The organism is Blastococcus sp. TF02-09, from assembly GCF_003319105.1.
GTDB lineage: Bacteria > Actinomycetota > Actinomycetes > Mycobacteriales > Geodermatophilaceae > Blastococcus.
On the sequence record NZ_QOHH01000003.1, the window covers coordinates 338,206 to 362,288 of the forward strand.

Genomic DNA, 24,083 nt, shown 5'->3' on the forward strand with positions numbered 1-24,083 from the left:
CGGCCGCGCAGCCGGTCGAACAGCCCCATGGCGCATCTCCCGTCGTCGGTCCCGTGATCATCGGCACGCTCGGGAAGGCAACGGCGCTCCCGGCCGCGTCGTTCCCGGAGTGGCAGGATGGACCCGAGGCCCCGCCCGCTCGAGCGAGGCCAGCCATCGCACCTGAGGAGCAGTCCACGTGAGCGCACCCACCTCCCCCGCCGACCTGGTCATCCTCGGCGGTGGCTCGGGTGGCTACGCCGCAGCGTTCCGCGCCTCGGAGCTCGGCCTGAACGTCGTCCTCATCGAGAAGGACAAGGTCGGCGGCACCTGCCTGCACCGAGGCTGCATCCCGACCAAGGCCCTGCTGCACGCCGGCGAGGTGGCCGACCTCGCCCGCGAGGGCGAGCAGTTCGGCGTGAAGACCTCGCTGGCCGGCATCGACATGGACGGCGTCAACAACTACAAGAACGGCGTCATCGCCAAGCTCTACAAGGGCCTGCAGGGTCTGGTGAAGGCCCGCAAGATCACCTACGTCGAGGGCGAGGGCCGGCTCACCTCCCCCACCACCGTCGAGGTGAACGGCCAGACCTACGAGGGCAAGCACATCCTGCTGGCCACCGGCTCCTACGCCCGCAGCCTGCCCGGCCTGGACATCGACGGCACCAAGGTCATCACCAGCGACCACGCCCTGAACCTCGACCGGGTGCCGAGCTCGGCGATCATCCTGGGCGGCGGCGTCATCGGGTGCGAGTTCGCCAGCGCGTGGAAGTCCTTCGGCGTCGACGTCACCATCGTCGAGGCGCTGCCGCACCTGGTGCCGCTCGAGGACGAGTCGGCGTCCAAGCTGCTGGAGCGGGCGTTCCGCCGTCGCAAGATCGCCTTCGAGCTGGGCAGCCGTTTCTCCGGCGTCCAGCACACCGAGAACGGCGTCAAGGTCTCCCTGGAGAACGGCAAGGAGATCGAGGCCGAGCTGCTGCTCGTGGCCGTCGGTCGCGGGCCGGTCAGCTCGGGCCTGGGCTACGAGGAGGCCGGGGTCGCCATGGACCGCGGCTACGTCCTCGTCGACGAGTACTGCCGCACCAACGTCCCGACGATCTCCGCGGTCGGCGACCTCATCCCCACCCTGCAGCTGGCGCACGTCGGCTTCGGCGAGGGCATCCTCGTGGCCGAGCGGGTCGCCGGGCTGGAGCCCGCCCCGATCGACTACGCCGGCGTCCCCCGCATCACCTACTCCGACCCCGAGGTCGCCTCGGTCGGCCTCACCGAGGCGCAGGCCAAGGAGCGCTACGGCGACGTCACGACCCTCACCTACGACCTCGCCGGCAACGGCCGCAGCCAGATCCTCAAGACCACCGGCGCGGTGAAGCTGATCCAGGCACCCGACGGTCCCGTCGTGGGCATCCACATGGTCGGCAGCCGGGTCGGCGAGCTCATCGCCGAGGCGCAGCTCATCTACAACTGGGAGGCCGAGGCCGACGACGTCGCCAGCCTCATCCACCCGCACCCGACCCAGAGCGAGGCGCTCGGCGAGGCCCACCTGGCCCTCGCCGGCAAGCCGCTGCACGTGCACGGCTGATCGACCACCACCCCATCCCGCACAGCGCCAGAAGGAGCACTGCCCCGATGCCGACGTCCGTCACCATGCCCGCCCTGGGCGAGAGCGTCACCGAGGGCACGGTCACCCGCTGGCTCAAGCAGGAGGGTGAGCAGGTCGAGGTCGACGAGCCCCTCCTGGAGGTGTCGACCGACAAGGTCGACACCGAGATCCCGTCGCCCGCCGCCGGCGTGCTGACCAAGATACTGGTCGCCGAGGACGAGACCGTCGACGTCGGCGCCGAGCTCGCCGTCATCGGTGGGGACGGCGACGGGACCGGGGACGGCGGCGGCCAGGCCGCTCCCCCGGCCTCCGCCGAGGACGCCGACAGCACGCCGCAGACCCCCGACCAGCAGGTCGAGGACGCCGCACCCGAGCCGTCCGCACCGCAGCAGCAGGAGCCCCCGGCCGCACCGGCGGACGGCGGTTCCGGTGGGGGCGGCGGCGAGGGCACCCCGGTGACCATGCCGGCGCTCGGCGAGAGCGTCACCGAGGGCACCGTCACCCGCTGGCTCAAGGCCGTGGGCGACGAGGTCACCGCCGACGAGCCGCTGCTGGAGGTCTCGACCGACAAGGTCGACACCGAGATCCCCGCACCGGTCAGCGGCACGCTGCTCGAGATCACCGTGAACGAGGACGAGACCGTCGACGTCGGCGCGCAGCTGGCCGTCATCGGCTCGGGCTCCGGCGGCGGTTCCGCCCCCGCACCGGCCGCCTCCGCGCCGGCGGCCCCTGCTCAGGAGGCGCCGGCCCAGGAGGCACCGCAGCAGGCACCCGCCGAGGAGAAGCCGCAGGCCGCACCCGCGGCGAAGCCGGCCACGACGGCGACCGCCCAGCCCGGCGGCGACTACGGCGCCAGCGGTGCCCAGCCCGCCGCCTCCCCGACCTCCGCGCCCGCACCGCAGGTGGCGCCGCAGGCCCCGGCCAGTCAGTCCTCGGGCGGCCAGCAGGCTTCCGGTGGCGACGGCGGCACCTACGTCACCCCGCTGGTGCGCCGGCTCGCGGCCGAGCGCGGCGTGGACCTCTCCTCGGTCACCGGCAGCGGTGTCGGTGGCCGGATCCGCAAGCAGGACGTCCTCGCCGCCGCGGAGAAGGCCTCCGCCCCGGCCCCGGCTGCTGCGGCGCCCGCCGCCGGTGGCGCCACGACCCCGTCGCCGGCCGCCACGCCGGACACCACGCTGCGGGGCCGCACGGAGAAGATGTCGCGGCTGCGGACGGTCATCGCGAAGCGGATGGTCGAGTCGCTGCAGGTCAGCGCCCAGCTGACGACCGTCGTCGAGGTGGACGTCACCCGCATCGCACACCTGCGGCAGCAGGCCAAGGGCGACTTCGAGGCCCGCGAGGGCGTCAAGCTGTCCTTCCTGCCGTTCTTCGCCAAGGCCGCCGTCGAGGCGCTCAAGGCGCACCCCTCGGTGAACTCCTCGGTCGACCAGGAGGCGGGCACCGTCACCTACCACGACACCGAGAACCTCGGGGTGGCGGTGGACACCGAGCGCGGTCTGCTGGTGCCGGTCATCCACGACGCCGGCGACCTGAGCCTCGGCGGGTTCGCGCGCAAGATCGCGGATCTCGCGCAGCGCACGCGGTCGAACAAGATCACGCCGGACGAGCTCGGTGGCGGCACCTTCACGCTGACCAACACCGGCAGCCGGGGCGCGCTGTTCGACACGCCGATCATCAACCAGCCGCAGGTGGCGATCCTCGGCGTGGGCTCGGTCGTCAAGCGTCCGGTGGTCATGGAGGACGACGAGCTCGGCGAGGTCATCGCCGTCCGCTCGATGGCCTACCTGGCGCTGACCTACGACCACCGCATCGTCGACGGCGCCGACGCCGCCCGGTTCCTCACCACGGTGAAGGAGCGGCTGGAGGCCGGCCAGTTCCACGGCGAGCTCGGCCTCGCCTGAGGGAACACCTCGATCAGGGCCCCGGCTGCCACGCCGGGGCCCTGACCGCGTCCGGGGGGACCGAAGGAGGTAGTTCGTGAAGATCGCCGTGGCCGGAGCCTCCGGCCTCATCGGGGGCGCGCTGGTACCCGCCCTGCGCGCTGACGGGCACGAGGTGCTCCAGCTCGTGCGCCGCACCCCGCGGACCGCGGAGGAGCACCGCTGGGACCCCCAGCACCGCAGGATCGACCCCGCCGTGCTGGGCGACGTCGACGCGGTGATCAACCTCGCCGGCGCCCCGATCCGGCCGCGCCCCTGGACCCGCGGCTACCGGCACGAGCTGGTCACCAGCCGGCTGGATGCGACGGCGACGATCAGCCAGGCGCTCGCCGCCGCGGCGACGGCGGACCCCTCGCGGCCGCGGGTGCTGCTCAACGCCTCGGGCATCGGCTACTACGGCGACACCGGCCCGGCGGAGATCCGCGAGGGCGCCCCTCCCGGCGATGACTTCCTCGCCCGGCTGTGCGTCCGGTGGGAGGAGGCCACCGCCGCGGCCGCCGACGCCGGCGTCCGCGTGGTCCTGCTGCGCACCGGCCTGGTGCTGGGCCCCGGCGCGATGCTGGTGAAGGTGCTCGGGCTGGTCTTCCGGCTCGGGCTGGGTGGCCGGCTCGGCTCGGGCCGCCAGTACTGGCCCTGGATCGGTCTGGACGACGAGATCGGGGCCATGCGGCACCTGCTCACCGCCGACGTCTCCGGCCCGGTGAACCTGACCGCCCCCGACCCGGTGACCAACGCCGAGTTCACCCGCGTCCTCGGCCGGGTGCTGCACCGGCCCACCCCGCTGCCGGTGCCCGCCGTCGCGGTCTCCGTGGGGCTGGGCGAGTTCGGCCGGTCCAGCGTCATCGGTGGGCAGCGGGCGCTCCCGGCGAAGCTGCTCGAGTCGGGCTACGTCTTCACCGACACCGACCTCGAGGCCACCCTGCGGAAGGCGCTGGACCGCGGCTGAGCGGGCCGCCTCAGCCCAGCCGCTGCGCGCTCTCCAGCCGCCAGCCGGCCGGGTCCCGCACCAGCACCACCTGCACCGGGGTGACCGGACGCGCGGGCTCCGTCCGCACGGCCGGTCCGTCGGGCCGGTCGGCGGCCACCACCTCGTAGGCGGCCCAGCCATCGGAGAGCCGGAGCTCCACGCGGTCGGCCGACCGGGACACCACGACGACGTCGGCCACCGTGGGCGCGAACCCGCGCAGCCGCTCCCCCGCCGCGGCCAGGCTGCGGGCGTGTGCCTCGTCGGCGGCCCGCTGCGGGCTGCCGTCGGCCCACACGGCGTCGAGCAGCTCCGCCGAGGCGGTGGCGAACGCCTGCGCCCGGGTGCCGTACAACCCGGTGACGACGGCCGCCCACTCCTCCGCGGAGCCCGGCTCCGCCGGCGTCGGTGCGGCATCGGCCGGGGCCGTGGCCGTGCCCGGTGCGGTCGGAGCGGGCGCGGTGACCGCCGCGACGGCGGTGCCCGGCTCGTCCCCGCTCCCCCAGGAGACGGCGAGCCACGCGGTGAGCGCCACGACCACGAGCGCCGTCGCGGTGCCGACAAGGACGCGCAACGGCACCGCCGGCCGGTGGTCGGCCAGGACGGCGCGCCAGCGGTCCAGCCGGCCGGGCGGCTCCACCACGACCGGAGCGGGGCGCGGGCGTCGTCCCGGCACGACGTGGGTGAGCTCGGTGCGCGGATCGGCGCCGCGACCCGGCACCGCCCCCGGTGTCAGGGCCACCGGCTCCGGGCGGCAGGCGTGCCGCAGGTCGAGGGCGAAGGCGGCGGCGGACCCGCGGTCGTGCGGATCGGCCGACAGCCCCCGGCCGATGACCTCGAGCAGTGCGGGCGGGGCGTCGGGAGCGAGCTCGGCGAGATCGGGCAGGTGCCCGTGCGCCGCCACGACCAGCGTGTCCGCGGGGGTGGCCGCGTTCCAGGGCGCGATGCCGGTGAGCGCGTGGAAAGCCGCGGCCGCGACCCCGAAGACGTCGGAGGCCGGCCCCGGCGCGCTCCCCCGGGCCACCGCCGGGTCGACGTAGGCGGGGGTGACCTCGGCGGCCGCCGTCTCGCCGATGATGCGCCCGACGCCGAGGTCGGTGAGCACCGGGCGGCCCTCGGCGGTGAAGACGATGTTGCCCGGTGAGAGGTCGCCGTGGACGACGCCGTGCGCGTGCACGTGGGCCAGCGCCGCGGCGACCGGGGCGCACACCGTGACCACCTCGCCGGGGCTCAACCGCCCGCGGACCGCCAGCAGCGCGCCGAGGCTCCCGCCCTCCAGCAGGTCCAGCACCAGGGCCACGCGGGGCACCCCACCGCGGCGCGGCTGGTGCACGACCTCGACGAGCCGGACCAGGTGCGGGTGGTCGAGCTCGCCCAGCAGCGCGGCCTCCCGGGCCTGCCGCTGCGGCTCGCCCTCGACCAGGACCTTGACGGCCACCGGCGGACCGCTGCGGCGGGGCACCGCGCGCCACACCTCGCCCGAGCCGCCGCGGCCGAGCAGCTCCTGCACGGTGTACCCGGGGACGACGGGAGGCGCGGCGACCGGCTCGGCTGCAGGCATGCGGGGACCCTAGGCAGAACGTGCAGCGCCCGTTCCGGTTGTCCACAGGTAGCCGGCCGCCCCGCTGGCTACGTTGGGGTGGTGACGATGCCCGCGCGCGCAGAGGTCGTGGTGATCGGTGCCGGCCTGGCCGGGCTGTCGGTGGCGACCCGGCTCGCCGCGGCGGGCCGCGACGTCCTCGTGCTGGAGGCCGCCGGGCACGCCGGGGGGCGGCTGACGACCGACCGGGTCGACGGCTTTCTCGTCGACCGCGGCTTCCAGGTGCTCAACACCGGCTACCCGCGGGCGGCCGACCTGGACCTGGACGCCCTCGAGCTGGGCTGGTTCCTCACCGGCGCCCGCGTGTGGGTCGACGGCCGGGCGCACCGCGTGCTGGACCCGCGGAGCCGGCCCACGTCGATCGCCGCCACCGCGACCGCACCGATCGGCACCCTCCCCGAGAAGGCGGCGCTCGCGGCCTTCTCGGTGCGCGCCGGCTTCCTCCCCGTCGAGCGGCTCCGGCAGGCGCCGGACCGCACCGCGGCGGAGGCGCTGCAGCAGGCGGGCCTCGGCGGCCTCGTGCAGGAGCGCTTCCTGCGCCCGTTCCTCGCCGGGGTGCTGCTCGAGGACCGGCTCGAGACCTCCGGCCACTACCTCGACCTCCTGTGGCGCAGCTTCGTGCGCGGCCGCATCGGCCTGCCCGCCCGCGGCATGCAGTCGATCGGCCAGCAGCTCGCCGACCGGCTGCCCGAGGGCGCCCTGCACCTGGGCTGCCGGGTCACCGGCGTGGCGAGCGGGTTGGTCCGCACGACCGACGGTTCCATCGCGGCCGACGCCGTCGTCGTCGCTACCGACCCGGACACCGCTGCCGGCCTGCTGCCGTCGGTGACCGCGTCGGCCCCGCGGCAGGTCACCACGCACTTGCACGTGCTGCCGGCCTCGCCCTGGGACGACGCATTGCTGGTGCTGGGCCGGCCGGGCGGGCAGCTGGTCAACAGCGTGGTGCTCACCGACGCCCAGCCCCGCTACAGCCCGGACGGACGGGCGCTGGTCGCGAGCTCCACGCTGGCGCCCAGCCGGGAGGCCGACGTCCGCGAGGAGGTCGCCCGCGCCCACGGTGTCGCCACCGGGGACCTGGCGCACCTGACCAGCGTCACCGTCCCGGCCGCCCAGCCCGCCGCCCTCCCGCCGCTGGAGCTGCGCCGACCGGTGGACCTCGGCGACGGGGTGTTCGTCTGCGGCGACCACCGCGACACCCCCTCCATCCAGGGTGCCCTGGCCAGCGGCGCTCGCACCGCCCGGGCGGTGCTGCGCCACCTGCGGCCGGGCTCCGCGGCCAGCGCCTGACGCACCGCCCACCCGCGCCCCGGCGGGCCTAGGCTGGGTCCGTGAGCGAGCTGCAGGTGATCCGGGCAGGCGTCGTCCCGTACGAGCAGGCCTGGGAGCTGCAGCGCGAGGTGCACGCCCGCCGGGTGGCCGGCGAGGGGCCGGACACGCTGCTGCTGCTGGAGCACCCGTCGGTCTACACCGCGGGCAAGCGCACCGAGGCCCACGAGCGGCCGGCCGACGGCACCCCCGTGGTCGACGTCGACCGCGGCGGGAAGATCACCTGGCACGGCCCCGGGCAGCTGGTCGGCTACCCGATCGTCGCTCTGCCGGACCCCGTCGACGTCGTCGCCTACGTGCGCCGGCTCGAGGGCGCGCTCATCGACGTCTGCGCCCGGCTCGGGGTGGCCGCGGGCCGCGTCGAGGGCCGCAGCGGCGTCTGGCTGCCCGCCGACGAGCCCGGGCGGGGCACCCGTGCCGAGCGCAAGATCGCCGCCATCGGCATCCGCGTCGCGCGCGGGGTGACCATGCACGGCTTCGCCCTGAACTGCGACCCCGACCTCGGCGCCTTCGGGGCGATCGTGCCGTGCGGCATCCCGGACGCGGACGTCACGTCGCTCGCGGCCGAGCTCGGCCGCGACGTCCCGGTGGCCGAGGCGATCGGCCCGGTCGAGCAGGCGATGCGGGCCGTGCTGGCCGGCGTGCCCGCGTCCGCCGGCTGACCGGCGGGGTCATCCCGGAGCGGAGCCCGGCCGCAGCGACCACATGGAGGTCTGCCCGGCCGGCTCGAACCCGAGCGCGGCGTTGACCGCCACCATCGGGGCGTTGCCCTCCAGGTTGTAGGTCGTGATGAGCCGCGTCCGCGGGAAGGCCGTCGCCAGGTCGCGCAGCACCGCCGCTTTGACCAGCGCTCCCAGCCGGTGGCCCCGGTGCTCGCGGAGCACCAGCGTGGCGCCCTGGCGGGCGTGCTCGCTGGTGGCCAGCGGGACGTGCAGATCGGTGAAGGCCACCAGCCGGCCGTCGTGCAGCGCACCCGCGGAGAGCACGGTCCGGCCGCGGGCGACGTTGAGGTCCTCGATCTCGCGGATCCGCTCGCCGTCCCACCGCTCCGCCTCCACGGGCATGTCGCCGTGCGGCGCGTCGGTGCTCATCCGCTCCTCCAGCACCGCCCGGTCGTCGAGCAGCTCGTCCGGGACGTGGTCCCGCCAGGTCACCACCTCGTAGCCGCCCGACGCCCGCCGCGCGTCCGCCTCGACAGCCGCGAGCCGCGCCTCGTCGACCGGGAGGGCGAGGTCGCGGCGGGTCTCCAGCAGGTCGCACGACCAGCCGTGCCGCAGGGCGAACAACCGGCCCGGGGTGTCCGGTCCCGGCTCGTCGATCTCCGCGATCAGCTCGGTGCGCCCCGCCGCCGCGGCCAGGCGCAGCGCCTCGGCCACCAGGGCCCCGCCGATCCCCCGCCGCCGGTGCGCCGGGTACACCGCGACGTCGACGAAGGCGACCGACGTGTTGTCCCGCAGCGGGTAGAGCAGCCGCAGCGCACCGACGACGTCGTCGCCGAGCAGCGCCGCCCGGTGCGTGCCGTCCCGGGAGCCGCCGGACGCGACCAGCTGCCGGCCGAGGGCGGCGTGGTCGTCGACGGTGCGGGGGGCGTCGCCCGGCCGGTCGGCCTGCTCGGTGGCCGCCCAGACGGCGCACCAGGCGGCGAACGCGTCGTCGTCCGGACCGAGCTCGACCAGGCGGAGGGTGGGAGTGCTCACCCGTCGGTTCTACGCCCGGCGGCAACCGCTTTTCAGCCGAGGACGAAGTTGACCAGCCGGCCGGGGACGGCGACGACGCGGCGGACGGTCGCGCCGTCGAGGTGGGCGGCGATCTTGTCGTCGGCACGCGCCGCGGCCTCGAGCGCCGCGGCGTCGGCGTCGGCCGGCACGCTCACCTGCGCGCGCACCTTGCCGTTGACCTGCACCGCGACCTGCACCGTGTCCTCGACCAGCCAGCGCTGCTCGGCGACCGGGAACGGCGCCCATGCCACCGATCCCTCGCCGCCCAGCCGCGACCACAGCTCCTCGGCCAGGTGCGGGGCCAGCGGGGCGACCAGCAGCACCAGCGGCTCCACCACCGACCGCGGCACCGGGGACGTCGCCCCGTAGGCCTGGGTCAGGTGGTTGGTCAGCTCGGTGATGCGGGCGATCGCGATGTTGAACCGGAGCGTGCTGTAGCCGTCGCGGACGCCGTCGATGGCCTGGTGCAGGGCACGCAGCGTCGCCTCGGCGGGCTCGACGTCGTCGGCGGCGCGCACGTCGCCGGAGACCTCGTCGACCACCACGCGCCAGATCCGCTGCAGCAGCCGCTGCGAACCGACGACGGCCTTGGTCTCCCACGGCCGCGACTGCTCCAGCGGGCCGGTGGACATCTCGTACACGCGGAACGTGTCGGCCCCGTACGCGCCGATCATCTCGTCCGGCGTGACCATGTTCTTGAGGCTCTTGCCGATCTTCCCGTACTCGCGGTTGACCGGCTTGCCCTCGTAGAAGAACTGCCCGTCCCTCTCGACCACGTCGGCGGCGGGCACGTAGAAGCCGCGCTCGTCGGTGTAGGCGTAGGCGGAGATGTAGCCCTGGTTGACCAGCCGGCGGAACGGCTCCTCGCTGGAGACGTGGCCCAGGTCGTGCAGGACCTTGTGCCAGAACCGGGCGTACAGCAGGTGCAGCACCGCGTGCTCGACCCCGCCCACGTACAGGTCCACGCCACCGGTGTCACCCGGCTCCCGCGGCCCCATCCAGTACCGCTCCAGCTCCGGGTCGACCATCTGGTCGTCGTCGCCGGGGTCCAGGTAGCGCAGGTAGTACCAGCACGACCCGGCCCAGTTGGGCATCGTGTTGGTCTCGCGGCGGTACCGCTTCGGCCCGTCGCCCAGGTCCAGCTCCACCGTCGTCCAGTCGGTGGCCCGCGACAGCGGCGGCTCGGGCGCGGAGTCGGCGTCGTCGTCGTCGAACGTCCGCGGCGAGTAGTCGTCGACCTCGGGCAGCAGCACCGGCAGCATCGAGGTGGGGACGGCGACGGGGCGGTCGTCCTCGTCGTACACGATCGGGAACGGCTCGCCCCAGTAGCGCTGCCGGCTGAACAGCCAGTCGCGCAGCTTGTAGGTGGTGGTCGCCTCGCCGGCGCCGTGCGCGACCAGCCACGCGGTGATCCGCTCGATCGCCTCGGACTTCTCCAGGCCGTCCAGCGAGACCTCGTCGTTCGACGAGTTGATCATCGGGCCGACACCGGTGAAGGCCCCGCCCGCGAAGTCCGCCGGCGGCTGCACGGTGCGGACGACGGGCAGCCCGAACGCCTCGGCGAACTCGAAGTCGCGGGTGTCCTCGCCCGGCACCGCCATGATCGCGCCGGTGCCGTAACCGGTGAGCACGTAGTCGGCGATGAACACCGGCAGCTCGCGGCCGTTCACGGGGTTGACGGCGGTGACGCCCAGCCAGACGCCGGTCTTCTCGCGGCCGGCGTCCTGGCGGTCCAGCTCCGAGCGCCGGGACGCCTGGCGCTGGTACTCCCGCACCGCCTCGGCCGGGGTCGCCGCGCCGCCGGTCCAGCGGGGGTCGGTGCCGTCGGGCCACGCGTCGGCGGTCAGCGCGCCGACCAGCGGGTGCTCGGGCGCCAGCACCACGTAGGTCGCGCCGAACAGGGTGTCCGGGCGGGTGGTGAAGACCTCGATCGTCTCCCCGGCGGCGGCGAAACGGATCCGGGCGCCCGTCGAGCGGCCGATCCAGTTGCGCTGCATCAGCTTCAGCGACTCGGGCCAGTCCAGCCGGTCCAGGTCGGCCAGCAGCCGGTCGGCGTAGGCGGTGATCCGCATCATCCACTGCTTGAGCGGGCGCCGGAACACCGGGAAGTTGCCCCGCTCGGAGCGGCCGTCGGCGGTCACCTCCTCGTTGGACAGCACAGTGCCCAGACCCGGGCACCAGTTCACCGGCGCCTCGTTCAGGTAGGCCAGCCGGTGGGCGTCGACGACGGCCTTCTTCTCCCGCTCGTCCAGCTCGGACCACGGGCGGCCCGACGGGTTGGTGCCGGGGGCCGGCTCGCGGGTGCCGGCGTCCAGCTCGGCGACCAGCTCCTCGATCGGGCGCGCCCGGTTCGCGTCCTCGTCGAACCAGGACCCGAAGATCTGCAGGAAGATCCACTGGGTCCACTTGTAGTAGCCCGGGTCGATCGTGGCGAAGGTCCGCCGCTGGTCGTGGTCGACGCCCAGCCGCCGCAGCTGGGCGCTGATGGCGGCGATGTTGGCCTCGGTGGTGATGCGCGGGTGCTGCCCGGTCTGCACGGCGAACTGCTCCGCGGGCAGGCCGAAGGCGTCGAAGCCCATCGGGTGCAGCACGTTGTCGCCGTCCATCCGGCGGAAGCGGCTGGTGACGTCGGTGCCCAGGTAGCCCAGGGGGTGGCCGACGTGCAGCCCCGCGCCGGAGGGGTACGGGAACATGTCCATCGCGAAGAACTTCGGCCGGTCGGCGACCCGCTCGAAGCCCTCGCTCAGCCGCCCGGTCGGGTTTGGCGTGTGGAACGTCCCCTCGGCCTCCCAGCGGTCCTGCCAGAACAGCTCGATCTGCTGGGCGAGCGCGGGCGTGTAGCGGTGGCGCGGGACGTCCCCACCCGATCCGTTCGCCGTCGGCTGCTCGACGCCGGTCTGGTCGGCGGTCTGGCTCATCGTCGTGCTCCTGGTCTCGTCCGACGGCGGGCATGAAAAAACCCCTCACGCAGGAGGGGCCGCCGTGCTGTCTGCTGGAGTCAGATCAGCACGGCAGGGGAAGCAGGAACCCGCCGGTCACGCCTCCGATGCTACCGCGCTGCACGGCGACCCGAGGACTGCTCGTCGGGGCGGTCCCGGTGACGTCGGGACGAGCCCTCACCCCGACGGGTGGGGGACCCCGGATGTCGTCCAGTCAGGGCGGACGGGAGCCGACATGGTCGTGTGCAACAGAATCCGTCGACCCGGGGTTCGCGGGCTGCCCTCGCCGTCACCGTGACGGCGCTCGCGCTGTTCGCCACCGGCGTCGGCCCGCGCCCGGACGGCGCGTTCTGGACCACCGCCTACGACCTGGTCCTCTACAACGCCGTGTACGTCGGCGCGGCCTGCGTCTGCGTCCTGGCCGCCCGCCGGGCCGGCCGCGACCGGCGTGCCTGGGCCGCGCTGGCCACCGCCATCACCCTCGGCCTCGTCGGCAACCTGGTGTACACGCTGGTGATCACGCGGATGGACGTGGAGCCCTACCCGTCGGTCGCGGACCTGTTCTACCTCGGCTACTACCTGCCCCTGTACGTCGCGCTGGTCGCCCTCATCCGAGCCCGGGTGACCCGCTTCCACACGAGCATGTGGCTGGACGGCGTCGTCGGGGCGCTCGGCGCGGGTGCCGTGGCCGTGGCCGTCATGCTCGGCCCGGCCCTGGAGCTCACCGACGGCCACACCGCCGCGGTGCTCACCAGCCTGGCCTACCCGGTGGCCGACGTCGTCCTGCTGGGCCTGCTCGTCGCGGCGGGCGCCATCCTGGGTCTGCGGGGCGACCGCACCCTCCTGCTGCTCGCCGCGGCCATCATCGCCAACCTGGGCGGCGACATCGTCTTCCTCGACCTGGCCACCCAGGGCATCTACGTGGAGGGCGGGCCCCTCGACCTCACCTGGCTGATCGCGGTCACGCTGATGGCGACGGCCGCGAGCGCCGACCGGACCGCGGCCCCGGCCGGCGGCTCGGCCACCAGCCGGGTCGGCTGGCGGGTGGTCGCCGTACCGCTCGCCTGCAACGTCGCCAGCCTGGTCGTCCTGGCGCTGGACGGGGGCAACCGGTTCAACTCCGCGGCAGCCTGGCTGGCCGTCGGGTGTGCGCTCGCCGCCCTGGCGCGGGTGGCGATCACCTTCCGGGAGGTCCGGGCCTACAACGCGGTCAAGGCGGAGGCCCGCACCGACGAGCTCACCGGCCTACCCAACCGCCGGGCCCTGCTCGAGCGGGCGACGTCGGTCGTCGCCGAGGCCTCGCCCGACCGGCCCGCCGCCCTCCTGCTGCTGGACCTGGACGGTTTCAAGGAGGTCAACGACAGCCTCGGCCACCACGCCGGCGACTCCCTGCTGCGCCAGATCGGGCCGCGGCTGGTGCCCGCCCTGCGCGGCGGTGACCTGCTCGCCCGGCTGGGCGGCGACGAGTTCGCCGTCGTGATGCCGGATGCGACCCTGGACGCCGCCGAGGGCCTGGCCCACCGGCTCCGCGACCTGGTGCTCCAGCCGGTCACCGTCGAGGGCATCCGACTGCACGTCGGCGTGAGCATCGGCGTGGCCAGCACCCCCGTGCCGGCCGCCACCGTCGAGGAACTGCTGCGCTGCGCCGACGTCGCCATGTACTCCGCCAAGACCAGCCGCGCGGGCGTGCACGTCTACGTGCCCGATCCCCGCGGCGGCACCGGCGACCGGCTCCGCACCATGGAGCAGCTGCGCACGGCCCTCGGGCGCGACGACCAGATCGAGGTCCACCTGCAGCCGCAGGTCGACCTGCGGAACGGCGGCGTGGTGGGCGCCGAGGCCCTGGTGCGCTGGCGACACCCGGTCCGCGGCCTCCTCTCCCCCGCCGACCTGCTGCCCGCCGCCGAGCAGGCCGGGCTGCTGCGCCCGCTGGCCGACACCGTGCTGGCGCTGTCCCTGTCCGCCGCCGCCAGCTGGTGGCCGTCGCAGGAGGTGCCGGTGTCGGTCAACCTCTCGGCGGCCAACGTCACCGACCTGGACCTGCCCGGCAAGGTGGCCCAGGCGCTGGTCCGCCACGGGCTGCCAGCTCGCGCGCTCACCCTCGAGCTGGTCGAGGACACCCTGATGACCGACCCCGAGCGGGGGCAGCAGGTGCTCGGCGAGCTGCGGCGCCTCGGCGTGCGCACGTCCATCGACGACTACGGCACCGGCTACAGCAGCCTGACCTACCTCCGGCACCTGCCGGCCGACGAGCTGAAGCTGGACCGCAGCCTCACCCACGACGTCGCCGCCGAGCCCCGGGCCGCCGCGATCGTGCGCCACACGGTCGCGCTCGCCCACGAGCTCGGCCTCTCCCTGGTCGCGGAGGGCGTCGAGGACGACCAGACCGCGGCGGTGCTGGCGGACCTGGGCTGCGACGTCGCGCAGGGCTTCGGGATCGCCCATCCCATGCCGGTGGCGGACTTCCGCTCCTGGCTGGCCGAGGCCCGCGGCTCCCGCGTCGGCTGACCGCGGCGCTCAGACCCGGTCGAGGTCCCGACGGGCCGGCCGCGGCGTGCGGGCGAGGTCGGTCAGCGCCAGCCAGCGGGGCAGCGCCCGGCAGGCCGGGCGCTCGCCGCGCAGCACCAGCTCCCCCGAGCGCAGCACGGTGGCCCAGTCGACGTCGCCGCGCCACACGCGGGTGAGGGTGCGCAGACCGGCCTCGACGGTGACCCGTGGCGGATCCCCCGGGTCGACGTCGCAGACGTCCACCCCCTCGCCGGTGACGACGATCCACCACCGCCGGGCCGCAGGCTCCACGTCGGTCAGCACGAAGGCGATGACCGTGCGCCCGTCGGGAACCGCCTCGGTGTCGACATTGCGGTGCATGTCCCACAGCAGCAGGTGCGGGTCCAGGTCCTCGTCGCCGAGCTGCGGCACCCACCGCACGCCCCACCGGCCGACGGCCTCGACGATCGGCTCGAGCTCCCGGCCGGCCTCGGTGAGCCGGTAGGTGACCCGGTTGCCCTCCAGCCGCCGCTCCACGACGCCGGCCCGGGTCAGGGTCTGCAGCCGCTTGGACAGCAGCGCCGGGGACATCCGCGGCACGCCCCGACGCAGCGCGTTGAAGTGCCGGCTGCCCAGCATCAGCTCCCGGACCACGAGCATCGTCCACCGCTCGTCGAGCAGCTCCATCGCCTTGGCGACCGGGCAGAACTGGCCGTACTGCGAGGGCATGGCGCCTCCGTCCACCGGTCGTCCGACCGTAGGACCGCGCCTCCCGGGCGGGAAGGGGCCCGCGTCCCGGCGGTACAGATCCAGCACTGGAGCGGTGCCGGTGCGCGGCGGGACGGTCGGGACGTCCCTCCCCCTCCTCCCGGAGTCCCGCGATGACCACCAGCCGCACCAGCACCCCGTCGTCCATCCCCGCACCGGCGACCACCACCGAGGGCCCGGCGACGCTCGCCGACACCGCCCCGAAGGTGCTGTCGCTGATCGCCGGCTACATGGGTGCGCGCACCGTCTCCATGGGGTTGCGCAGCGGCCTGCTCCGGCAGCTGGCCGACTCCCCCGCGACCGCCGACGACCTCGCCGACGCCCTGGGCATGGACCCCTTCTACGTCGCCGTCTGGTGCCGGGCAGCGCTCGGCGCCGGGGTGCTGGAGCGTCAGGGCGCCGGCTTCCGGCTGGGCGACCACATGGCCACGCTGCTGCTGGACACCTCGTCCCCCGCCTACGTCGGCGGGGTCTTCACCGTGGCGGAGGCGCCGGAGATGTTCGGTCGCTTCGAGGCGTCGCTGACCTCCGGAGAGCGCATGTGGTGGGAGGACACCAGCCCGGAGTGGATCGCCGCCGTCACCGGAACCGGCACGCCGTTCTACACCCGGCTGGTGCCCGCGGGCCTCGAGCAGGTGCCCGGCCTGGCCGAGCGGCTCACCACGGGCTGCACCGTCGTCGACACCGCGTGCGGCTCCGGGGTGGGCGCGGTCCGGCTGGCGACCACCTACCCGCGGTGCCAGGTGACCGGTGTCGACGGCGACGCCCACTCGATCGAGCTGGCGCGCGAGCGCGTCGCCGCCGCCGGTGTCGCCGACCGCGTCACGCTGGTGCACAGCGCGCTCGAGGACATGGCGCTGGAGGAGCCGGCCACGCTCGTCGTCAACAACATCTCGATGCACGAGTGCCGCGACATCGACCGGGTGACGGGGAACGTGCGGGACGCACTCGAGCCCGGTGGCTGGTTCGTGATCTCGGACTTCCCGTTCCCGGACACCGACGAGGGGCTGCGCAGCACGCCCGGGCGGATCATGAGCGGCATCCAGTTCTTCGAGGCGCAGATCGACGACCAGCTGCTCCCCCGCGCGGCCTACGACGAGCTGCTCTCCCGGCACGGCTTCACCGACCTGGGGACGGCGTCGCTCACCCCCATGCACGCGCTGACCTGGGGCCGCCGTCGGTGATCCCGGGACCCGGTGGTCTCAGAGCTGCGGCGCGACCTCCGAGGCCACCAGGTCCAGGTGGTCGAGGTTGGACAGGTCGAGCACTTGCAGGTACACCCGCTCGGCGCCCGCCTCGGCGTACCGGCCGAGGACGTCGACGGCCTCGGCCGGCGTCCCGGCGACGCCGTGGGCACGCAGGTCGTCCACGTCACGGCCGATCGCGGCGGCGCGGCGGGCGAGCTCGGCCTCGTCCTTGCCCACGCACAGCACCAGCGCGGAGCTGTACACCAGGGACGACGGATCGCGCCCCGCCTCGTCGCAGGCCTCCCGCACGCCGGCGAACAGCCGCCCGTTGTCCTCGGCCGACATGAACGGGACGTTGAACTCGGCGGCGTACCGGGCGGCCAGCCGCGGGGTGCGCTTCCTGCCGCCACCCCCGACGAGGATCGGGATGCCCCCGGCCTGCACCGGCTTGGGCAGCGCCGGCGAGTCCGTGAGCCGGTAGTGCTGCCCGGTGAAGTCGAAGGTCGCGCCCGGCGGCGTGCTCCACAGCCCGCTGATGATCGCCAGCTGCTCCTCGTACCGGTCGAACCGCTCCCCCAGCGAGGGGAAGGGGATGCCGTAGGCGGCGTGCTCCTTCTCGAACCAGCCCGAGCCGATGCCCAGCTCCACCCGGCCACCGCTCATCTGGTCCACCTGGGCGACAGAGATGGCCAGGGGCCCGGGCAGCCGGAAGGTACCCGCCGTCATGAGCGTGCCCAGCCGGATGCGGCTGGTCTCGCGCGCCAGCCCGGCGAGGGTCACCCAGGCGTCGGTCGGCCCCGGCAGGCCGTCGCCGCCCATGGTCAGGTAGTGGTCGGACCGGAAGAAGGCGTCGAAGCCGGTCTCCTCGGTGCGACGTGCCACGGCGAGCAGGTCGTCGTAGGTGGCGCCCATCTGCGGTTCGGTGAAGATGCGGAGCAGCACGGTGAGACGCTAGCCACACAACTGCCCCTGCGCGCACCGACCTGGGGTCCGGGGGTGTGCTCACCGTCCGGACCGGGCAGGATGATCGCCAAGCGATCAACTCGGAGGTGCAGCTCGTGTTCCGCAAGAAGACGCGCGGTCAGGTCATCGGCGCCGAACTGCAGGAGGGTCTCACCCACCTCGGGGTGGCAGCCACCCAGGCCGGCCGTCTCGCAGCAGAGCAGGTGGGCCCCCGCGTGGCGGCCGCCCGCGAGGCAGCCGCACCCGCATACGAGGCGGCCAAGGTCGCCGTCGTCCCCAAGGTCGCGGCCGCGGTCGCCGCCGCGGCTCCGGCCGTCGCCGGCGCCCGTGACGCCGTCGCCCCCCGGGTGGAGGCGGCGCGTGACGCCGTCGCGCCCCGGGTGGAGGCGGCCCGCGACGCGCTGGCTCCGCACCTGGACGCCGCCGGCCCCCGGGCCGCGGCCGCGGTGGCCGCCTCCCGGGCCGCAGCGGCGAAGGCCGCCGCGGACCTCGCGCCCCGCGTCGAGGCGGCGCAGAAGGCCGCCCAGAAGACGCTGAAGGACGACGTCGCGCCGCGGCTCGAGGCCGCCCAGGTCGCCGCCCTGGCTTACGCCGCCCCCAAGGTGACCGCCGCCCGCGACGCGGTCACCCCGGCCCTGGACAGCGCGCGTGACACGCTGCTCGCCGGCGTGGACAGCGCCCGCAGCGAGATCGACGCCCGCCGCGCCGAGTTCGCCGCGGCTGCCGCCGAGTCCGGCCGCAAGGCCCGCAAGGCGGCCAAGAAGGCGCGCAAGAAGGCGGGCAAGAAGCACCGCGACTTCGAGAAGGCCGCGCTGGCCACCGCCGCGACGGTCAAGCGGACGATCGGCGCCGAGCCCGAGCCGCGCCGTCGGTGGCCGTGGGTGTTCGCCGCCCTCGCGCTGGGTACGGCCGCCTTCGTGTTCCTGCGGCGCAGGCCGCAAGACGACTGGACCCCCGCGCCCGCGAGCGACGGCCCGGTCCCGAGCTACCGAGAGGACCCCGTGCCCAGTTCGAACGACTTCGGCGGCAAGACCGTCTCCACCGCCGACACGACCGGTGACTCCGCGCCCGACGAGTCGGACATGGGCGTCCGCGACGCCCAGTTCGTCGAGGGCGACGGTCCGACGTCCGCCGACGAGGACATCAAGAACACCCCGCGGCCCTTCACCTCGGGCGGCGCCGAGGAGGCGGGCCCCACCGCCGGGCCGACGGACCGCGAGGTCTGATCCGTCTCCCTGTGCTCCACGCCGCAGCCCCCGTTGCCCGCGCGACGGGGGCTGCGGCGTCCGGCGCGGGTACCGTGAGGATCATGAGCTCGTCGGTGTCCCCGGTCCCTGCCCAGGACTCCCCGCTGGAGCCGGCCGGCCGCAAACTGCTCCGCCTCGAGGTGCGCAACAGCCAGGTCCCGATCGAGCGCAAGCCGGAGTGGATCAAGACCCGGCTGAAGACCGGGCCGGAGTACACCGAGCTGAAGTCGCTGGTCCGCCGCGAGGGGCTGCACACGGTCTGCGAGGAGGCCGGCTGCCCCAACATCTACGAGTGCTGGGAGGACCGCGAGGCCACCTTCCTCATCGGCGGCGACCAGTGCACCCGGCGCTGCGACTTCTGCCAGATCGACACCGGCAAGCCCGCCGACTTCGACGCCGACGAGCCGCGCCGGGTCGCCGAGAGCGTCGCGACCATGGGCCTGAAGTACGCGACCGTCACCGGCGTCGCCCGTGACGACCTGCCCGACGGCGGCGCGTGGCTCTACGCCGAGACCGTCCGGCAGATCCACGCCCAGCTCCCCGGCTGCGGGGTCGAGCTGCTCATCCCGGACTTCAACGCCGACCCCGCGCAGCTGGCGGAGGTCTTCTCCTCCCGCCCCGAGGTGCTCGCGCACAACGTCGAGACCGTGCCGCGGATCTTCAAGCGCATCCGCCCCGGGTTCCGGTTCGACCGCTCTCTCGCCGTCATCACCGCCGCCCGCGAGGCCGGCCTGGTGACCAAGTCCAACCTCATCCTCGGCATGGGCGAGGAGCCCGAGGAGGTCCGGGAGACCATGCAGGCGCTGCACGACGCCGGCTGCGACCTGCTCACCATCACCCAGTACCTGCGCCCCTCGCCGCGGCACCACCCCGTCGTGCGGTGGGTCAAGCCCGAGGAGTTCGTCGAGTTCCAGGCCGACGCCGAGGCGATCGGGTTCCCCGGTGTCCTCGCCGGGCCGCTGGTGCGCAGCTCCTACCGCGCCGGCCGGCTCTACCAGCAGGCCGTCAGCGCCCGGGGACTCGCCCCGCAGGTGTGACCCGGTCCGGCCGTATCCTGCAGGCATGGCACGCAGCAAGCCCTCGTCCGGCTCCACCGCCGCCTCCGCGCCCGCGGTGAAGCTGGACAAGAAGGGCAACCCCAAGGTCGGGCGGCTCAAGAAGCTCGGCGCCAACGTGCGCATGATCAAGCAGGCGTACACGCTGACGGCCAAGAACGACCCGAAGCTCCCCTGGCTGCTGCTGATCACCTTCGTGGCCGTCTTCACCGTCGTCGAGCTGATCGGCATCCTGCTCAGCCTGCCGCTGGTCTTCCTCCCCATCGCGCTGGTGTTCGCCGTGCTGGCCACGCTGATCGTCTTCGGGCGGCGCGCGCAGGGCTCGGCCTACCGGCAGGTGGAGGGGCAGCCCGGTGCGGCCGCCTGGGTGCTCGAGGGCATGCGGGGCGACTGGCGGGTGACCTCCGGTGTCGCCGGCACCACGCAGCTCGACGCCGTCCACCGCGTGCTGGGCCGCCCCGGCGTCATCCTGGTCGCCGAGGGCGCGCCCTCCCGGGTGCGCAGCCTGCTGGCTCAGGAGAAGAAGAAGGTCGCGCGGGTCGTCGGCGACACCCCGATCTACGACATCCTGGTCGGCGACGGCGAGGGCCAGGTACCGCTGCCCAGGCTCAGCGCCCACATCATGAAGCTCCCCCGCAACCTCAGCGCCGCCGAGCTCAACAGCCTCGGCCGCCGGATGAGCGCCCTGGGCGGCCCGCGGATGCCGGTCCCGGGCGGCCCGCTGCCCGGCGGCCGGCAGATGTCGATCAGCCAGCGCCAGGTGCGCCGCCGCTAGAGCCGCTGGAAGGGGTCGGCGTACCGGAAGGTGCCACCGGTCCGCGGCCCGGCCAGCCACCGCGCCTGGAAGTGCCGGCCCCACCGCGGCTCGGGAGCGCTGATGCCGAGGTCCTCGGCGGCCCGGAAGCCGAAGCGGCCGTAGTAGGCCGGGTCCCCGAGCAGCGCCACGAGCGTCTCGCCGGCCGCCTCGGCCACCGCGAGCACGGAGTGGACCAGCGCCGTCCCGACGCCGCGGCCCTGTGCCTCCGGCAGCACACCGAGCGGCCCCAGGCCCAGCACCGGGGTGCCGGCCGGCTCGAGCCACCCGCGCGTGACGAGCACGTGCCCGGTGACGACGTCGTCCCGCTCGGCGACCAGCGAGAGGTGCGGCAGGAAGCCGGGGTCCTCGCGCAGCGCGTCGACCAGCCGCTCCTCGACGACGTCCTCCGGGGGCCGTTCCCGCCCCGTCGCCGGATCGCGGGCGAACGCCGCCCGGTGCAGGGCGTGCACGGCGTCGTGGTCGCCGGGGCGCTCACGACGGACGATCATCAGCGGTCACGGACGACGGCGGTGCCGGTGAGCCGGTCGTGCAGACCGCGGCCGTCGGCGTCGACCAGCAGCGCCGGCACGAGCAGCACCAGCAGTCCGGTGCGCACGACGGCCCGCCAGAGCGCCAGCCGCGCGCCGGGCTGCGGATGGGCCAGCCGGAGGCCGAGCAGCCGCATGCCCGGGGTCTGGCCGGCCGCCACCAGCGAGACGACGGTGAGGACGGCGAAGGAGACCAGGCTCCAGTTGCCGGGCAGCTCCGGCGCGGTGAACAGGCCGGCGACCAGGGCGGCGGCGAGCGAGTCGACCAGGAAGGCCCCGACGCGCGTGGTGAAGGCCGCCAACGACCCGGGCCCCTCGGCCGGCAACCCCAGGGAGGCGCCCCGCGGGCGCTGCTGAGAGGGTGAGGACCCGTCCCTGATCATGACCGCCAGGGTAGTGAGAAGGCCCCCTGCCTCCCACCCCGCGTCCGTGCGGGGCGGGACCGCGCAGGGGGCCGACCGACACCCGACACGCCGACAACCGTTGTTACGCCGCCGAAACACTCGGGACACCCGGGGGCAACTCCGGCCTCGTAGCTTTCCGTTCGGCCGCCCACGAATCCCGGAGGATCGATGTTCACCAGTCCCGACGAGGTCGCCAGCTACATCCGCGACAACGACGTCGAGTTCGTCGACGTGCGCTTCTGCGACCTGCCCGGCGTCATGCAGCACTTCACCATCCCGGCGTCGACGTTCGGCGAGGACACGTTCTCCGAGGGCCTGGGCTTCGACGGTTCGTCGATCCGCGGCTTCCAGGCGATCAACGAGTCGGACATGCTCCTGCTCCCCGACGCCAACAGCGCCTTCGTGGACCCGTTCCGCAAGCACAAGACGCTGAACGTCAACTTCTTCATCCACGACCCGATCACGCGCGAGGCCTACAGCCGCGACCCGCGCAACGTGGCGAAGAAGGCCGAGGCGTACCTGGCGTCGTCCGGCATCGCCGACACCGCCTACTTCGGTCCCGAGGCGGAGTTCTACGTCTTCGACTCGGTGCGCTACGACACCACGATCAACGAGGGCTACTACCACGTCGACTCCGGCGAGGGCTCCTGGCGCAGCGGCGCTGCCACCGAGTTCGACGGCAGCCCCAACCGTGGGTACAAGGCCCGCCCCAAGGGTGGCTACTTCCCCGTCGAGCCCTACGACCAGCAGAGCGACCTGCGCGCCGACATGATGAAGAACCTCATCAGCGCGGGGCTGGAGCTCGAGCGCGGGCACCACGAGGTGGGCACCGGCGGGCAGGCGGAGATCAACTACAAGTTCGACACCCTGCTGCGCTCGGCCGACAGCCTGATGCTGTTCAAGTACGTCATCAAGAACACCGCCTGGGCCGCCGGCAAGACCGCCACCTTCATGCCCAAGCCGCTGTTCGGGGACAACGGCTCCGGCATGCACTGCCACCAGAGCCTCTGGAAGGACGGTCAGCCGCTCTTCCACGCCGAGACCGGCTACGCGGGCCTGTCCGACACGGCCCGCCACTACATCGGCGGCCTGCTAGCCCACGCCCCGTCGCTGCTGGCCTTCACCAACCCGACGGTGAACAGCTACCACCGCCTGGTGCCCGGCTACGAGGCCCCGATCAACCTGGTCTACTCGGCCCGCAACCGCTCGGCCTGCCTCCGCATCCCGATCTCCGGTGACAGCCCGAAGGCCAAGCGCATCGAGTTCCGCGTGCCCGACCCGTCGGCCAACCCCTACCTCGCCTTCTCGGCGATGCTCATGGCCGGCCTGGACGGCGTGAAGAACAAGATCGAGCCGCCGGCGCCGGTGGACAAGGACCTCTACGAGCTGCCGCCCGAGGAGGCCCTGGGCATCGAGAAGGTCCCCGCGTCGCTGGACGCCGCGCTGGACAACCTCGAGGCCGACCACGAGTACCTGATCGACGGCGGGGTGTTCACCCCCGACCTGATCGAGACGTGGATCGACTACAAGCGGGCCAACGAGATCGACCCGATCCGCCTGCGCCCGCACCCGCACGAGTTCGCGATGTACTACGACATCTGAGTCGTACCGCCGCCGCGGCCCCCGTCCTGCCCGTCAGGACGGGGGCCGCGGTGCGTCCGGACGTGGTCAGCCGTCTCGGCCGACCACGCTGGCCGGGTCCACCGTGGCTGCGCCCGTCGTGAGGACGACCGTCGCTCCCCCGGCCTCCACCGCCTGCAGCGTGCGCAGCTGGAGGAGTGCCGGCTGCTCGGCGACCATGCGGGCCGCGTTCGCCAGCGCCCTCGTCGCGGCCACCTCCGACCGAGCGCGTTCGAGCACCGCCTGACCCTGCGCGCGCGCCACGGCGACGTCCGCTGCGGCCCGCCGCAGCTCGGCCGGCACCATCACGTCGCGGAGCGAAAGGCGCTCGAGGACCACGCCGACGTCGTCCGCCGCTGCCCCGCCCCGGCGAGCACGTCGTCGGGAAGCGACCCGCGGGCGGCGAGCAGCTCGTCCAGCGTCCGGGCGGCGACCGCCTCGCGGAGCGCGATCTGCAGGGCCCCGTAGACGAAGGAATCGGCGTCCTCGACGGTCTCGTGCCAGCGCCGGGGATCCGACGTCCGCACCACAGCCGTGAGGCTCACCTTCACCGACAGCCCATCGGCGGTGAGCACCTCCTGGCTCGACACGACCAGCGGCCGCGGCCGGACCACCACCCGGATCCACGAACGCCTGCGCCGTGACCGGCGGTGACGGCCGGCCCCGAGCGCCTCCTCGAAGTGACCGTCCCGGTAGAGCAGGACCCGCTCCCACTCCTGGACCACGATCTTCACGTCTCCTGCCCTCCTCTCCTGTCCTCCGGAGCACGGACCGGACGGCGGGCGGTCGGGCGCCGACGGGGAGCGCGCGCAGCGCTGCAGACCGCCGGAGCCGGGATGACCGCCCGCCGAACGGCATCGGGAGTCGAACCCGCGCGTTCCTGAGACGCTTGCCCTACATGGCAGCCCGTGATCGACACGCAGGACCTGCGGCGGCGATGCC

At 74.2% G+C, this 24,083-nt stretch carries 20 protein-coding genes; 11 read left to right on the forward strand and 9 right to left on the reverse strand.

Features of this window, described 5'->3' with window-relative positions; genetic code table 11:
- Nucleotides 1–178: 178 nt before the first annotated feature.
- The 3 genes from lpdA (at nt 179) to DQ239_RS06650 (ending at nt 4,465) form a co-directional block, all read left to right on the forward strand.
- Nucleotides 179–1,558: a dihydrolipoyl dehydrogenase gene (lpdA, locus tag DQ239_RS06640; RefSeq protein WP_113833612.1), complete on the forward strand. Its 1,380-nt coding sequence runs from the start codon at nt 179–181 to the stop codon at nt 1,556–1,558.
- 47 nt (nt 1,559–1,605) lie between these two features.
- Nucleotides 1,606–3,480 carry a 2-oxoglutarate dehydrogenase, E2 component, dihydrolipoamide succinyltransferase gene (gene sucB, locus DQ239_RS06645; RefSeq protein ID WP_113833613.1) on the forward strand — a complete coding sequence of 625 codons (1,875 nt, stop codon included), beginning with the start codon at nt 1,606–1,608 and terminating at the stop codon, nt 3,478–3,480.
- Between the two features lie 76 nt (nt 3,481–3,556).
- Entirely contained in the window at nt 3,557–4,465 is a 909-nt protein-coding gene (locus DQ239_RS06650; RefSeq protein ID WP_113833614.1) for a TIGR01777 family oxidoreductase, read from the forward strand.
- Between the two features lie 10 nt (nt 4,466–4,475).
- On the opposite strand, the gene DQ239_RS06655 is transcribed toward DQ239_RS06650, so the two are convergent.
- Nucleotides 4,476–6,044, reverse strand: coding sequence for a serine/threonine-protein kinase (locus DQ239_RS06655; RefSeq protein ID WP_113833615.1), 1,569 nt, complete (start codon nt 6,042–6,044; stop codon nt 4,476–4,478).
- An 87-nt stretch (nt 6,045–6,131) separates the two neighbouring features.
- On the opposite strand from DQ239_RS06655, the gene DQ239_RS06660 reads away from it, so the two are divergent.
- Both DQ239_RS06660 and lipB read left to right on the forward strand, forming a co-directional pair.
- On the forward strand, nt 6,132–7,370 hold the full coding sequence (locus DQ239_RS06660; protein ID WP_233488833.1) for an NAD(P)/FAD-dependent oxidoreductase: 1,239 nt from the start codon (nt 6,132–6,134) through the stop codon (nt 7,368–7,370).
- Between the two features lie 41 nt (nt 7,371–7,411).
- Nucleotides 7,412–8,071, forward strand: coding sequence for a lipoyl(octanoyl) transferase LipB (lipB, locus tag DQ239_RS06665; RefSeq protein ID WP_113833616.1), 660 nt, complete (start codon nt 7,412–7,414; stop codon nt 8,069–8,071).
- 9 nt (nt 8,072–8,080) lie between these two features.
- Here the strand turns inward: lipB and DQ239_RS06670 are convergent, their stop codons facing one another.
- A complete protein-coding gene (locus DQ239_RS06670) occupies nt 8,081–9,106 on the reverse strand; it encodes a GNAT family N-acetyltransferase (protein ID WP_113833617.1) in 1,026 nt (341 codons plus the stop codon).
- 32 nt (nt 9,107–9,138) lie between these two features.
- Nucleotides 9,139–12,045, reverse strand: coding sequence for a leucine--tRNA ligase (leuS, locus tag DQ239_RS06675; RefSeq protein ID WP_113833618.1), 2,907 nt, complete (start codon nt 12,043–12,045; stop codon nt 9,139–9,141).
- 315 nt (nt 12,046–12,360) lie between these two features.
- Between leuS and DQ239_RS06680 the strand changes: the two genes are divergently transcribed.
- On the forward strand, nt 12,361–14,574 hold the full coding sequence (locus DQ239_RS06680) for an EAL domain-containing protein (protein ID WP_233488835.1): 2,214 nt from the start codon (nt 12,361–12,363) through the stop codon (nt 14,572–14,574).
- 9 nt (nt 14,575–14,583) lie between these two features.
- Here the strand turns inward: DQ239_RS06680 and DQ239_RS06685 are convergent, their stop codons facing one another.
- Nucleotides 14,584–15,282, reverse strand: a complete 699-nt coding sequence (locus DQ239_RS06685; RefSeq protein WP_113833758.1) for a helix-turn-helix domain-containing protein — start codon at nt 15,280–15,282, stop codon at nt 14,584–14,586.
- A 152-nt stretch (nt 15,283–15,434) separates the two neighbouring features.
- On the opposite strand from DQ239_RS06685, the gene DQ239_RS06690 reads away from it, so the two are divergent.
- Nucleotides 15,435–16,505, forward strand: a complete 1,071-nt coding sequence (locus DQ239_RS06690) for a class I SAM-dependent methyltransferase (protein WP_113833620.1) — start codon at nt 15,435–15,437, stop codon at nt 16,503–16,505.
- Nucleotides 16,506–16,523: 18 nt separating this feature from the next.
- Here DQ239_RS06690 and DQ239_RS06695 read toward each other — a convergent pair whose 3' ends face one another.
- Nucleotides 16,524–17,450, reverse strand: coding sequence for an LLM class F420-dependent oxidoreductase (locus DQ239_RS06695; protein WP_113833621.1), 927 nt, complete (start codon nt 17,448–17,450; stop codon nt 16,524–16,526).
- A 116-nt stretch (nt 17,451–17,566) separates the two neighbouring features.
- Between DQ239_RS06695 and DQ239_RS06700 the strand changes: the two genes are divergently transcribed.
- From DQ239_RS06700 to DQ239_RS06710, 3 genes are all read left to right on the forward strand, one after another.
- A complete protein-coding gene (locus DQ239_RS06700; RefSeq protein ID WP_147252015.1) occupies nt 17,567–18,697 on the forward strand; it encodes a hypothetical protein in 1,131 nt (376 codons plus the stop codon).
- Nucleotides 18,698–18,780: 83 nt separating this feature from the next.
- A complete protein-coding gene (gene lipA / locus DQ239_RS06705; protein ID WP_113833623.1) occupies nt 18,781–19,755 on the forward strand; it encodes a lipoyl synthase in 975 nt (324 codons plus the stop codon).
- A gap of 25 nt (nt 19,756–19,780) precedes the next feature.
- A complete protein-coding gene (locus DQ239_RS06710) occupies nt 19,781–20,548 on the forward strand; it encodes a DUF4191 domain-containing protein (protein ID WP_113833624.1) in 768 nt (255 codons plus the stop codon).
- Here the strand turns inward: DQ239_RS06710 and DQ239_RS06715 are convergent.
- Entirely contained in the window at nt 20,545–21,078 is a 534-nt protein-coding gene (locus DQ239_RS06715) for an N-acetyltransferase (protein WP_113833625.1), read from the reverse strand. The genes DQ239_RS06710 and DQ239_RS06715 overlap by 4 nt on opposite strands.
- Nucleotides 21,078–21,500 carry an RDD family protein gene (locus DQ239_RS06720; RefSeq protein WP_113833626.1) on the reverse strand — a complete coding sequence of 141 codons (423 nt, stop codon included), beginning with the start codon at nt 21,498–21,500 and terminating at the stop codon, nt 21,078–21,080. The genes DQ239_RS06715 and DQ239_RS06720 overlap by 1 nt, the downstream gene beginning before the upstream one ends.
- A 189-nt stretch (nt 21,501–21,689) precedes the next feature.
- Here DQ239_RS06720 and glnA point away from each other — a divergent pair, with 189 nt between their 5' ends.
- Nucleotides 21,690–23,123, forward strand: a complete 1,434-nt coding sequence (gene glnA / locus DQ239_RS06725) for a type I glutamate--ammonia ligase (RefSeq protein ID WP_113833627.1) — start codon at nt 21,690–21,692, stop codon at nt 23,121–23,123.
- A 66-nt stretch (nt 23,124–23,189) separates the two neighbouring features.
- Here glnA and DQ239_RS06730 read toward each other — a convergent pair whose 3' ends face one another.
- Nucleotides 23,190–23,450: a hypothetical protein gene (locus DQ239_RS06730; RefSeq protein ID WP_147252017.1), complete on the reverse strand. Its 261-nt coding sequence runs from the start codon at nt 23,448–23,450 to the stop codon at nt 23,190–23,192.
- Nucleotides 23,447–23,875, reverse strand: a complete 429-nt coding sequence (locus DQ239_RS06735) for an SPFH domain-containing protein (protein ID WP_158544792.1) — start codon at nt 23,873–23,875, stop codon at nt 23,447–23,449. Before DQ239_RS06735 ends, DQ239_RS06730 begins: the two co-directional genes overlap by 4 nt.
- Nucleotides 23,876–24,083: the final 208 nt, after the last annotated feature.